Raw genomic sequence first — 13,503 nt, 5'->3', positions numbered from 1 at the left:
ATACATGAAGGAGTTTTTTCTTTTTATTCACCTTGTCAATTAGGGAAACAATATCCGAATGGCAAAATCCCAGCATAAGGTGGTCAGCAATCCGGCGACGATACTAAAGCCAATGACCAGGTTGACCAGTTTCGTATTTAAATGATATTGCTCGGCAATAATACCTGAAGTTACCAAAGTTGGCATGGCTGCTTCAAAAATGCTGATCCTTGCAATGGAACCCTTTACACCCAACAATAAAGCAAATATACAGACAAGCAGGGGTGCTAAAATCAGTTTATAGATCATTGCTGTGCTAATTTGCGAGGCCTGCTGCTTCCAGCCATCAAACTTAAGCTGCAACCCAATAGAGAATAGTGCCAAAGGTCCCACTGTGGCAACGAGCTTATCGAAAAAAGGCTCGGCAACGGACAGATCAACAAATTGAGATAGCAGCAAGGCGGCAGTGCAACCGATTAAAGGCGGAAAGCTAAGCAGCTTTCGCAGCATAAATTTCACATCAATTGTCTCGCCCTCATGTACATTCGCTTTCAGCGCATTGATAATTCCTGCTGTGGAGAGCAGAATAAAGGTCGTTTGGTCGCAAATAATCGCTATGGGTAAGTGTGCCTCACCAAAATAAGCAATAATCAGCGGGAAACCGATAAAAGAAGTGTTACTATATCCCGCCGCCAATTCCAAACTGCTGCGCGAACGTTGCTTATAATTTTTACGTTTACAGTATACCTCCATAAATAACCAGCTACCTGCCCAAACGAGTATGGCCGAAAATACAGGAAACAGCAATTGTGAAGACCATACGATCTTTGGAATATATTTAAAAGATACTGCTGGCAGTGCAAAATAAAGAATCCAGGTATTGATGCCCTTATGTGCTTCGGAATGAATTAAATTTGTTCTCCGCAACAACATGCCGGCCGCGATGCAAAATGCAATCATTATAAAATTAACCATGTTTTATACCGTTTTATCCGACACAAAGGTGCAATAGTACAACAGGCAAAAACATGTATAAATACATTATTTTTATGTATATTTAGGGATGTACAAACCGAAAAGTAATGCGTAAAAAACAGTTTGAACCGCTACGGATCAGTGAATTTGTTGAGGATAGCTTCCACCTGCCACCGCATCAGCAGAATTATTATGAGCTCGTTTATATTCGTTCGGGTAGAGGAACGCATGTGATTAACAAATTTGAACTGAATTATGAACGTGGCGATATCTTCTTGATTAGTCCAGCAGACATGCATTATTTTAAAATTGAGAAAAAGACACATTTCTTATTTATTTTGTTTACAGACGGTTATTTCCTGCAGAACAAACGGAACCAAAAGCTCTATTCCTGGATCATGGAGCTGATGAACGATAAAGGCCTCAAGGAGCGCAAATTGAATATTGGCGAACATTATCGTCTGATTTTTTCCCATGTGCTGGAAGCTGTCCGACTATATGCTGATATGGCCATCAATCAGCATGCTGACTGGCTATTTGACCAACTCGTTGCCATATTTGGGCTTTATAAAGAGATATCGGAGGCACAGCGTTTGCCCCAGCAGCCTGAATTATATATTGATCGATCAATTTCGGCCTACATCCATCGCTATATCTTTTCACCCGAAAAACTCAAAGTCAGTATCCTGGCTCAGAAATTCAATATCGCTCCATCCTATTTTGGTATCTATTTTAAGAAAAACTTTGGCACGAGCTTAAGGTCATATATCAATACCTACCGGATCGAACTCATCGAAAATCGACTGAAATCCAAGGCTTACACACTGAAGCAAATTGCTGCAGAACTCGGATTTACAGACGAGAGCCATCTTTCACATTTCTACAAACGTGCCAAAGGATTCAGTCCGTTATACTACCGAACGCAGCTGATTAAATTGTAAGCCTATACAGCACACGATTAAATACATCCGTCAATAGAAAATCAATGGATTGGATTAGCTTTTGGGCGGCATGACACTGTAGAACTTCAAACCCTCTGCTTCAAACTTTTTGTATAATATAAGTAATACATCATTTTTAAAGGCTGAGGTATTGGCCGCAAAGTTTACCCAGCCGGACACGCTGAGATAAATCATCTCTTCACTGATATCCTGTATACTGATGCCGCTATCTCTATCTTTGATAAAATGGGCGCTACTTTCCATCGCATCCTTAATCCACTGTTTAGCTTGATCCAAATCTGCTTTCCGATCGATGTGGAGGACAAAACTTGTCTTGCTGTATTCTTGGGATAACGTCCAGTTGACAACCCTTCCTGAAAGCAAATCACCATTTGGAATAATAACATCAGCCCCATCGCCCGTTTTTAAAACGCTGGCACGTATACCGATTTCTTTAACACGTCCTTTTTTATCGGCAAGCTCAATTTGATCCCCCACCCGAAACGGCTTGTCGAAAACCAAAATAATACCTGACACAAAATTATTGATGATATTCTGCAACCCCAGACCGATACCAACACTCAGCGCTCCAATCACAACGGTCAGTTTATCCAAACTCATGCCCAATGCAGAAACCGCCATAAAAAAACCAATCAGAATAATTGCCAACCGAAATAGCGGAAATAGCGTCATCTTCTGATTATAGGCCTGGCTAAGTTGGCCGTCTTCGCCTCCAAGTACGATTAAACTGATATTTTTTTGGAACCACTGCGCCACCAAAAGCAGTAAGATAGCCACTACAAGATTACCCAGTGTGAACGATATGCTACCAATACTGCGCACTTTACCAAAAAAGACTTCACTAACGGCCAGTAATGTTTCAATAAACTGCAGATTATTGGCCAGCACGATGATTGCTAAAAGTATACAAACGACCCGAAGAAACTGGGTGATGATCCCCAATGTGCGCTGCTCATTGAACCGCATCCAGAACCCCAACGTGAGGCGATCTTTTTTAAACTGATTACGCACATCAGCCTTAATCATGTCTGCGAAGTATTGCAATGTAAACGACTGCACCAAACCGACGGCACACGCTATACTGAAACTCCGAGAGTGCTCGACATGACCAATGACATTCAATGTTATTGCCGTAATATTTAAAATAGCGAAAATGACATAGATAAAATTGCTGATGTATCCCGGACTTTGCGCATTTTTTATGCGTCGTTTTGTATAACTGACGAGCCCAAGGGCAATCAGATTAAAAACAATGCAAATGATCCTCGGGAAGAGATCGTCACTTACGATTATATTGACAAAAATATCAAGTACATAGAATACAATGAGAATAATGGCTATTTTACGCTGCACCCCCGTCATACGATGTCTTAGTAAAAACATAAAGATCAACATGATGATCAACTGGGAAGCCTGCAAAATAAAACTCGGCGTAAAGAAGTTTACAAAAGGCAATAAAGTCAGTAGAAAAATGATTGTCTTCCCGACAATAGCGTCAATAGCAAGTTGATGTTCAGGATCATGTTGTCTTAGAATATAGGACACCCGTGCTATCCAATAGCAATATCCCAAGCCCAGTATAATGAGCAGGATACGGCTTGCCCAGTCTGTCCGATTGACGTATTTGTCGATCGATTTATTGTTACTGTAATTTGTACGGATATTATTCAGTAGCACATCCTTTGAAATTGCTGTCGTATTGGCTTTCCAGATTGAACGCTTACCTGCTACGGTATCTACCTTCTTACTATCGCTTTTTAACGCATGTACGTCGTCTAACCGAACCAAATGCCGCTGATTCTTGACGATCAGTTCATCGATGGTCCGATTGATCAGCTCTAGGGAGTCCATCTTAGCCTCAAGTTTAACCTGCGCGTTATCGAGGTACTGGTATGCACGGCTATGGTTGTTGGCATTGATATCGTATTGGCTGATCAGGTTTCTGATTTGATCTTGCGTAGCGTTGAGGCTGTTTGAATAATTACTGATACTCCCTTTAATGGACTTAAGCTGTCGGATCTCTTCCTGAATACTATTTTTTATTGCAGCAATACTATCTTTCGCTGATCTCGCATTCGTGCCCAAATAAGCGTTGGACTTTTCATTCAATTGCGCAACAAATTCGGCTAGCGACGATGTGCGGATGTTGGATAAAAAAGTCAGATTAACCTTCTTCAGGTCATTCCGCAAAGAATCGTTTCCGACACGGGTTGAATCGGAACTGGCCCGTCTATTCAGGTTGGCATGCGACGTCCGATCAATGCTCAAAATTCTCCTTACTTGAACTGAATCTTGCGCAGAGACCTGCAACTGGCAAGCCAAAAGGCTGAAAACAAAAACTAAATGCTTAAAAATCCCCAATTTCATACTGCTTATTTTATTACCCTTTTTTCCGCTCCGATCTACAAGCCGAGAGCCCCCCAACCAGCTAAAAAATCCAGAAAAGGACCGGCGTTCCTTTTTTCGACAAAAATAGCTTATATAACACTAAAATCGAATAGCGTCCGATAATTTAAGTTCTTCCAGACGCTTCAATTTATCATCACGATAAAATAAATTCATTGTTTCAAATGGAATTATCTTCAAATCTTTATTGACAATATGCACACAGGACTTTTTGACAGCGCGAACGTCAAAGTCGTAAGCATCCATAAAATTCATGATGATGATGCGAAAAAGGTTGTCGTAGTCGAGGTCGGGAGCACAAACCTCCGGCAGACAGCAAAGCAGCTGATTAACTTTTGGTTTGACGCTGTCTACGGAAATTCCCGTACTGAAAATATCCAGCAACTGCATCTGTACCCCCTTGTCCTGCTCATAGACAATGGTGTTGCGGGATTGATTATTCAACAGCAAAGCGGGATCAATATGTCGGGTTAACGGTATCCGTTCATCTCCTATCTTCAAGATATAGCCCATAGCCAACGCATCTGGATTACAGGGTACAGGGATAATATCATGAGGATCCAACAATGAACACTGATTCAGTATTTCTTGGCGTACTTCAGTAAGCGTCATTTTATGATGGTGCGCATCGGTCGCATTTCTACCCGCAATTTCCACCGGCTGGAAAGTTACCCCCCTAACGCATTGCTGCTTCAATGCAAAGTCCAATATATCGCCAATTTCATCGTCATTAGCCCCTCTCTCCAGCACCACCACCAGTGTTGTACTCAAATTCAAAGCATTTAATTTGTCAATAGCCTTTTTTCGAATAGCTGTCAAATCCTTGCCCCGAAACTTTTCGAGCACCGATGGGCGAAAAGAATCAAACTGGAGATAGATTTCAAATTCGGGCGCATAAGTGGCGAGTTGCTCCGCAAAACCGGGATCATTGGCAATCCGGATCCCATTCGTATTGAGCATAAGATGCTTGATGGGTTTCGTTTTTGCGATATCTAAAATCTTAAAAAAATCAGGGTGAATGGTTGGTTCGCCGCCGCTGATCTGAACGACATCGGGTTCACCTTCACTTTCGACGATTTTATCCAACATCAGCTCAATCTCTTGCAGTGACCGATGCCGCCCATAGTGGGGCGAAGACATTGCATAACAGGTTGGACAGGTCAAATTACACCGGTCGGTCACCTCGATGATCGAGAGACAACTGTGCTGTTCATGATCGATGCATAGACCACAATCATAGGGACAACCATAGTGAACCTGATGATCGAATTTTAAAGGAGTCTCCGAAGCCTTATTATAATTTCGAATGTTTTTATAATAGTCCACATCGGTAGCAATCAGCGTTTTGAAAAATCCGTGCTCGGGACAGGTTTTTGTCATGAACACCTGCTCATTTTCAATAATGATTTTTGCGCCAACACGCGAAAGACATGTTGGACAGAGACTGATGGTATAGTCGTAATAGGTGTAGTTTCTAACGGGCATAAAGACAATTTCTAGTTCATAAAAGTCAGACCACAGGCAAGTCCTCCTGCCAACATCGCACCAATTCCACCCAAAAGTACTTTCAGCCAGGGGTTAACATTGAATTTTGACTCCTTATTGCCTGCTTTGATAATCGAACCGATAATAATCACCAAGAGCGCAATACCGATCACAATAGCCCCTATGGTAAGTAGAAACAGTCCCAACATTGCGGTACTTTCCGACCCAAATGATCCTTCAAGCAAATACATAGTTCCTATTTTTTGATGAAACGTTCACTATTTAATAAATAAATATAATAAATTATCACCACGATGCACGTAATTTGTATGGTACTGAGGCCAAAAAGAATAATCGCCCGCGGTTTTATAAAATCCAACACAAAACGAAAGCTAAAATAACTGAGCATAAAAAGCTGAAATAATACCCCTTTATGATAATTGTAGCGTGTTTTAAAGCATTGGAGCGCTGTAAATAAAAGAAGGAGAAATGCAATTTCATACAGCGCCACCGGATGACGTTTATAAGCGTCACCGAGATACATCCCAAATGGGCATTCGGTAGGCAGACCATAGGTTTGTTCGAAGACTCCTGTATAAAAGCAACCAACTCTACCAATGGCGATGGCCAAAATCAGGGGGAAAACCATCAGATCGCCCGTGCTCTCTTTTTTCCCCATGAGCTTTTTCATCAGTTCAACTGCAATCAAACCGCCAGCTAAGCCCCCTATAATGGTATTATTTACCCAGATATAGGCCCATATATTGCTCGCGCTAAGCAATTCGTCCGGACGCTCCAGGGAGCCGATAAGATGTGATCCGATGAGCGCCCCTACTCCTGCTGCGATGACAATAAGAAGTGAATTGCTATGCCCCAGGCTTTCTTGATCCTTCCATTTGAGCAACTGATAATAGCGCATGCCAATAAACATGCCCAGCCCTTCCATAAAAGGATGTAGGAGAAATGTTTTTCCAAACAGATCAATCGTTACTGGAAATTCGATGGTCATTAGCATAAACAAGTATACAAAAGACAATCAATAAAATGATGAACAAAATAGCACGCTGCACACACACACGACAGTATGGACACCAAAAAGCCAGTCCTTATTTTGGACTGGCTTTAAAATGAATTTTCTGTTACCGCAGTTTATAACTGCGTGTTATATACAAAACGAATTTCTTCCCGTAAGTTATACCGCGAAGCCATCACCTCTCCATATGCTCCAGCCGATCGAATGGCGATCAAGTCACCACGTTTTGAAATAGGAAGTGGAACTTCCTTACCAAAGCAATCGGACGATTCACAGATCGGTCCAACAACGTCATAGTTCACAGGCTCAGCCGTATTTGCGGCACTGATATTCTCTATTTTATGATAAGCCTGATACAAAGCCGGACGCATTAATTCCGTCATTCCCGCATCCAATACCAAAAAGTTTTTCTTTACACCGTTTTTGACATATAGCACGCGGCTAACGAGGCTTCCACACTGCGCGACCAAAGCTCTCCCCAACTCAAAATGCACTTCCTGCTGTGGCGTACGCTCCAGGAAGCGATCGAAAATATCAAAATAAGCTTCAAAATCAGGAATTGCATTTCCGTCAGGATTTTTATAATCAATCCCCAGTCCACCGCCAACATTCAACACACGAATTTGTGTACCACGTTCCTCAAACCAGTTTTTCCATTCATTGACCTTCACACATAGACTTTTGAATACCGTCATATCCGTAATCTGCGAACCTACATGGAAATGCAGGCCTACCAATTCAATGAATTCGCATCTTTTAAGCACTGCGGCACATTTTTCCAAATCCGCATTGGGTACGCCAAATTTGTTTTCATCAAGCCCCGTGGTAATATAATGATGGGTGTGCGCATCCACGTTAGGATTAATCCGCAACGCAACATTGGCCTTCACACCTTTGTTGGAGGCAAGTTCATTGATTACTTCAAGCTCCTGGATAGATTCCACATTAAATGCAAAGATATTTTGATCGAGTGCATAATTGATTTCCTTATCGGATTTACCAACGCCGGCAAAGGTAATTTTTTTAGAATCAAAGCCACATTCAATGGCTTTCTTTACCTCGTTGCCACTCACACAATCCGCTCCAAAGCCGACCGATTGGATGGCTTTCAATAACTGATCATTAAAATTGGCTTTTAATGCATAGTGAACGTGAAATCCCCGTTTGTGGGATGCAACATGTGCAGCTTCCAAAGTCTTGTTCAACACATTCAGATCATAATAATAAAACGGCGTTTCGTTCTCCGCAAATTTCGCCGCGATATCTGTATTTATCATATAAAACCTAAACTTAAAATAAACGATTGTGCAGTGAACGTAATGCTTCAGTTTTATGATCTGAATTCAATAGAATCGACACGTTAAAGTCTGAACCCCCATAGGAAATCATACGGACAGGCAGGTGTTTAACAGCATCCAGTACACGAGCAGCATATCCGTGGCTATTCAATCCAAAATCTCCGACAACACAAACAATGGTCTGATCGCCATCCACGGTGACAGAGCCAAAATCTTCCACCTCTTTAATAATATCAGTCAAGTTTGTGGTATCGTCTATGGTCAACGATACGGCTACTTCCGAAGTCGTAATCATATCGATTGGCGTTTTGTAACGCTCGAATATTTCAAATACGCGACGTAAAAAGCCATAAGCAAGGAGCATTCTCGAGGAATGGATATGGATTGCCGTGATACCATCCTTCGCGGCAATGGCACGGATACACCCTTTTTGAGCACCGTCTTTACTGATCAATGTACCCTTAGCATTCGGTTCCATGGTATTCAACAACCGGACAGGAACATTATATTTCTGTGCAGGAAATACCGATTGGGGGTGTAAAATCTTAGCACCGAAATAAGCCAGCTCGGCAGCTTCATCAAAGCTCAGGTGTGCAATCGGTGTTGTACCTTTCACGACACGTGGATCATTGTTGTGCATACCATCGATATCTGTCCAGATCTGAACCTCATCAGCACGGATTGCAGCGCCGATCAAAGATGCGGTATAATCCGACCCACCACGGCGCAAATTATCGATTTCGCCGAACGAGTTTCTACAAATAAAACCCTGTGTGATAAATAACGTATTCTCTGGGCTTTGCGCCAGGATGTGGCTCAGCTTTTCACCAATATACTCGACCATAGGCTCATTGTCCTCGTCGATTTTCATAAAATCCAAGGCCGGCAGCAACACGGATTTAATACCGATTTCATTGAGGTAGAAATGCCATAAGGCAGTAGACATCAACTCGCCTTGAGCCAAGATCACTTTCTCTTCGATTGATGTAAATAATTCATTGGCTAGGGTAGAAATCAGATTAAAATGGTAATCGATCAATTCTTTACCATTTTTATATCCTTGTTCAGTGCTGAAAAGTTCTTTAATAAGGTCTTCGTACTTGTCCTTATGCTTCTTGACCAAATCTTTAGCTTCGTCCTTCTTACCTGCTGTGTAAGCTTGACTTATTTCGACCAAAGCATTTGTCGTTCCAGCAACTGCGGACAACACGACGATCTGACGTTCAGCAGGGTTTACAATATCCAACAACCCTTTGATACGTGCTGCACTCCCCACGGAAGTACCACCAAATTTTAAAACTTTCATACTGAAGTTACAATTATTAAATTTCTGTGTGCCAATATAGGCAATTCATGAATTTATATTAAAAAAAATGCGGCACAAAATCATGAAAGTTTTGTGCCGCATATCTTTGTGTTATGCGGAAGAATTACTTCTTCAAGTTTTCGATCAACAGGCCAGCCAATTCTTCGCCGATCCGTTCTTGCGCTTCGTTGGTTGCCGCCCCGATATGTGGCGTCAATGAAATTTTTGGGTGCGTTAAGATTTCCTCGCGTGGAGTCGGCTCATTGTCGAACACGTCTAAACCTGCAAAGGCAACTTTACCCGAATCCAATGCTTTGACCAATTCCAACTCATCAATAACACCACCTCTTGAGGCATTGACCAACCCAACACCATCTTTCAACAATGGGAACTCAGCAGCTCCGATAGCCGGTTTATCCAAGAATGGAACATGCAAAGAGATGAAGTCAGAAACTTTCAACAGGCTTTCCATGTCAACCTGTTTAATCGGAACCTCCACGTGTATACCACCTGAAAGTGTTACCGTCAACGCTTTTGGTCCCTCGAATAAATCCGTGTAAACAACATCCATACCCAAACCAATAGCGATTTTAGCCACTTCGCGACCGATACGGCCAAAACCAACAATACCGATCGTCTTGCCACGTAGCTCCGTTCCAGCACCGTACGCCTTTTTGAGTGCACCAAATTTTGTATTGCCTTCAACAGGCATTTTCCTGTTGGCATCGTATAAAAAACGTACACCATTCAATAAGTGGGCAAAAACCAGCTCAGCAACCGATAATGAAGATGCCGCCGGTGTATTAACAACCGCAATCCCTTTTGAACGGGCATAGTCTACATCAATATTATCCATACCTACCCCACCACGACCAATCACTTTCAAATTGGGGCAGCCATCAATCAGGGCTTGGCGAACTTTTGTTGCGCTACGCACCGTAATTGCATCATAGGCAGGTAGCCTTGCTGCAAGCTCCTCCTGTGGGATATGATTGGTATCTACCGTATGACCAGCATCCTCCAACATTTTTTTTCCTAGTGGATCGATACCGTCATTTGCTAATATTTTCATCTTTATAAATCGTTTTTAAAAGTATCAGTAACATTCAACTTATCCGAAGACCTACCATGTGAAAAGATTTGACCTCGTTAATTCTTCATCTAAACTAATGGTTTATTTGCCACTATTTAAACTTCAGCAACATGCATACAGCTTTAGGCAGTATGGGTGTCTTCAAATTCCTTCATCGCATCAATCAGTGCGTTTACACTACTTAGTGGTAACGCATTGTAGATGGAAGCTCTAAATCCACCGACCGAACGGTGACCTTTGATGCCTATCAAATTGCGTTCTTTTGCCAAAGCCAAAAATTCAGCTTCCAGCTCTGGTGTATCCATTACAAACGTTACATTCATACGAGAGCGGTCTTCTACAGCAGCAGTGCCTTTAAAGAATGGGTTACGATCTATTTCATCGTATAAAGCACGTGCTTTTATGATATTTTCTTGTTCCAATACTGGCACACCACCTTTTGCTTTTAACCAGCGTAGGTTCAACATCGAAACAAAGATGGAGTATACAGGCGGTGTATTATACATTGAACCACCAGCTATCTGCAATTGATAATCCAACATCGATGGAAGAACACGTCCTGACTTACCTAGCCTATCATCTTTGACAATGACAAGTGTAACACCAGCAGGCCCCATATTTTTTTGCGCTCCTGCATAGATCAAATCGTAATCTGCTACGTTGATTTCCCGTGAGAAAATATCTGAAGACATATCCACCACCACGGGTAACGTCGTGGCGGGCTTTTCAAAGACTTCCGTCCCATAAATAGTATTATTGGCCGTATAGTGGAAATATGCTGCATCCGAAGGAATAACATATCCTTTAGGAATGTAGGAATAATTTTTATCGATGGACGAAGCGACAACATCTACTGTACCAAATTTTTTGGCTTCTTTTAATGCTTTTGTCGCCCACACACCAGTATCCAAATATGCGGCTTTACCTCCTTCAGGTAAAAGATTCAAAGGTGCCATCGCAAATTGCAAACTAGCTCCGCCTTGAAGGAAAAGAATCGAATATCCCTGCGGTACTGCCAATAACTCTCTTACTAATTGTGTCGCTTCATCTATCACTGCTTCAAACTCTTTGGAACGGTGAGAGATCTCTAAAATTGACAAACCGGTGTTGTTAAAATCAATTACAGCTTCTGAGGCTTGTTGAAATACTTCCTTTGGCAGAATACATGGACCTGCTCCAAAATTATGTTTCATTGATGTTATAGTTTGTTTGATTGCTTTTGTTTAACCCTAGCTAAGCAATCTGTTGTTTTAAAAACCAAAGTTAAAATAAAATTATATATTTTTCAACTAATCTGTTTTTTTATTGAAAATTTAAAAAATTACAAATGATTTCAATAAAAAGATCGCACAAAAAATACTAAATTTAATGCGAAAAACATCAGATAAGCAGTACACGCCAGGCCATATCTAACTGATTCTCTTGCAAATACTCCTTTGCTTTTAACTGCAGATGAGTATTACGGGCGGATTGATCGCCAATAAAGGCATTTAACAATTCGTAAATTTCGGGGAGGCTCGTAATCTCATCTACCTCCTGAGGCGTCGGTAAACGTTCGATCTGAGCTAACTTAATTTTATCACTTTCAGTAAAAATATTCGATTCCCTTACAAAAACCGGCAGTTGATTATAATCCATAAAAAAGCAGAAATTTTATTCTAATTTCTGCTTAATATCTCGAAAAATAAAATGCTTACATTTTTTCAATCATCCGATCCGCAAATTCACTTGTTTTGACTAACGTAGCATCGTCCATCAAATTATAAAAATCTATCGTCACCGTCTTGGCTATTATTGTCTCACCCAAAGCCTTTACAATTGCGTCCGCTGCCTCGTTCCAGCCCAGGTATTGAAATAACATGACACCGCTCAAAATCACAGAAGAGGGGTTCATGGTATCGGTATTGGCAAATCTTGGCGCAGTACCATGGGTTGCTTCAAAAACGGCATGCCCAGTTTTAAAATTAATATTCGCCCCGGGTGCTATACCTATCCCCCCAACCATTGCCGCCAAAGCATCTGAAATATAATCACCATTCAGATTTAATGTAGCGACCACCGAAAAATCACGTGGATTGAGCAGAATTTGCTGTAAAAAATTATCTGCGATGATATCTTTAATTAAAATTTTCCCCGATCCCAGCGCATCTTTCTGCTCTTGATTGGCAGCCTCCTCACCCTTATCAGCTTTTGTGCGCTCCCATTGCCCCCAGGTATACGTATGATCGGCAAATTCCTTCTCAGCAACCTCATAGCCCCATAACTTAAACGCCCCTTCGGTAAATTTCATGATGTTTCCTTTGTGAACGATCGTCACGGAAGGTAAACTGTGATCAATAGCGTGTGCTATAGCAGCGCGAACCAATCGCTTAGAACCTTCCTCAGAGACTAATTTAACGCCGACTCCTGTAGTCGCCGAAAAGCCATAGTCGATATCAAGCTCATCGTGCAAAAAATCTTGAAGTTTATTGGCTTCAGCTGTACCCGCCTGAAATTCTATTCCCGCATAAATATCCTCCGTATTTTCCCGAAAGATAACCATATCCACATATTCCGGATGTTTAACAGGCGAAGGAACTCCTTTAAACCATTTGGTAGGACGCTGACAAACATACAGATCCAGATCCTTACGCAATGCAACATTTAACGAACGAATACCTCCCCCAACAGGTGTTGTTAGCGGCCCTTTGATGCCAACCAGATATTCTTTCAATATATTCAACGTTTCTCTTGGCAGCCATTCACCCGTTTCTTTGAAGGCCTTCTCGCCTGCCAACACCTCTTTCCATGTTATTTTACGCTGTCCACCATACCCTTTTTCTACCGCCTTATCAAACACACGAACGGCCGCATGCCAAAGGTCAGGACCTATACCGTCACCGATAATAAAAGGAATTGTTGGGAAATCTGGCACCTGTAAGACGCCTTCGCTTGACATTGTAATCTTATTTGACATAACCTTCAAT

Annotated in this window: 12 protein-coding genes; 1 reads left to right on the top strand and 11 read right to left on the bottom strand. The window is 41.7% G+C overall.

Annotation, left to right across the window (positions count from 1 at the left end):
* Positions 1 to 39: 39 nt before the first annotated feature.
* Positions 40 to 954 carry an AEC family transporter gene (locus B2W36_RS14260; RefSeq protein ID WP_293880943.1) on the bottom strand — a complete coding sequence of 305 codons (915 nt, stop codon included), beginning with the start codon at positions 952 to 954 and terminating at the stop codon, positions 40 to 42.
* Positions 955 to 1,061: 107 nt separating this feature from the next.
* Between B2W36_RS14260 and B2W36_RS14255 the strand changes: the two genes are divergently transcribed.
* Entirely contained in the window at positions 1,062 to 1,895 is an 834-nt protein-coding gene (locus B2W36_RS14255; RefSeq protein ID WP_293888285.1) for an AraC family transcriptional regulator, read from the top strand.
* A gap of 54 nt (positions 1,896 to 1,949) precedes the next feature.
* Here B2W36_RS14255 and B2W36_RS14250 read toward each other — a convergent pair whose 3' ends face one another.
* From B2W36_RS14250 to icd, 10 genes are all read right to left on the bottom strand, one after another.
* Complete coding sequence (locus B2W36_RS14250) at positions 1,950 to 4,283, bottom strand: mechanosensitive ion channel domain-containing protein (RefSeq protein WP_293888283.1); 2,334 nt, start codon at positions 4,281 to 4,283, stop codon at positions 1,950 to 1,952.
* A 120-nt stretch (positions 4,284 to 4,403) separates the two neighbouring features.
* The gene (locus B2W36_RS14245) at positions 4,404 to 5,807 is read right to left on the bottom strand and encodes a radical SAM protein (protein WP_209575662.1); all 1,404 of its coding nucleotides are present in this window, start codon (positions 5,805 to 5,807) and stop codon (positions 4,404 to 4,406) included.
* Between the two features lie 11 nt (positions 5,808 to 5,818).
* The gene (locus B2W36_RS14240) at positions 5,819 to 6,058 is read right to left on the bottom strand and encodes a hypothetical protein (protein WP_046675824.1); all 240 of its coding nucleotides are present in this window, start codon (positions 6,056 to 6,058) and stop codon (positions 5,819 to 5,821) included.
* Between the two features lie 5 nt (positions 6,059 to 6,063).
* A complete protein-coding gene (locus B2W36_RS14235) occupies positions 6,064 to 6,822 on the bottom strand; it encodes a prolipoprotein diacylglyceryl transferase (protein ID WP_293888278.1) in 759 nt (252 codons plus the stop codon).
* Positions 6,823 to 6,956: 134 nt separating this feature from the next.
* Positions 6,957 to 8,117 (bottom strand): diaminopimelate decarboxylase, encoded by a 1,161-nt coding sequence (lysA, locus tag B2W36_RS14230; RefSeq protein ID WP_293888276.1) that lies wholly within the window; start codon positions 8,115 to 8,117, stop codon positions 6,957 to 6,959.
* 13 nt (positions 8,118 to 8,130) lie between these two features.
* Positions 8,131 to 9,444 (bottom strand): aspartate kinase, encoded by a 1,314-nt coding sequence (locus tag B2W36_RS14225; RefSeq protein ID WP_293888275.1) that lies wholly within the window; start codon positions 9,442 to 9,444, stop codon positions 8,131 to 8,133.
* 124 nt (positions 9,445 to 9,568) lie between these two features.
* On the bottom strand, positions 9,569 to 10,516 hold the full coding sequence (locus tag B2W36_RS14220) for a D-2-hydroxyacid dehydrogenase (RefSeq protein WP_209575670.1): 948 nt from the start codon (positions 10,514 to 10,516) through the stop codon (positions 9,569 to 9,571).
* A 143-nt stretch (positions 10,517 to 10,659) separates the two neighbouring features.
* On the bottom strand, positions 10,660 to 11,730 hold the full coding sequence (serC, locus tag B2W36_RS14215) for a 3-phosphoserine/phosphohydroxythreonine transaminase (RefSeq protein ID WP_293888273.1): 1,071 nt from the start codon (positions 11,728 to 11,730) through the stop codon (positions 10,660 to 10,662).
* A gap of 187 nt (positions 11,731 to 11,917) precedes the next feature.
* Positions 11,918 to 12,175, bottom strand: coding sequence for a hypothetical protein (locus B2W36_RS14210; protein ID WP_209575674.1), 258 nt, complete (start codon positions 12,173 to 12,175; stop codon positions 11,918 to 11,920).
* 55 nt (positions 12,176 to 12,230) lie between these two features.
* Positions 12,231 to 13,493, bottom strand: coding sequence for an NADP-dependent isocitrate dehydrogenase (gene icd / locus B2W36_RS14205; RefSeq protein ID WP_293880964.1), 1,263 nt, complete (start codon positions 13,491 to 13,493; stop codon positions 12,231 to 12,233).
* Positions 13,494 to 13,503 lie beyond the last annotated feature (10 nt).

The organism is Sphingobacterium sp. UBA3549, assembly GCF_002376635.1.
Taxonomy (GTDB): domain Bacteria; phylum Bacteroidota; class Bacteroidia; order Sphingobacteriales; family Sphingobacteriaceae; genus Sphingobacterium.
The sequence above is the reverse complement of the archived record's forward strand: the minus strand, read 5'-3'. Positions and strand labels throughout refer to the sequence as shown.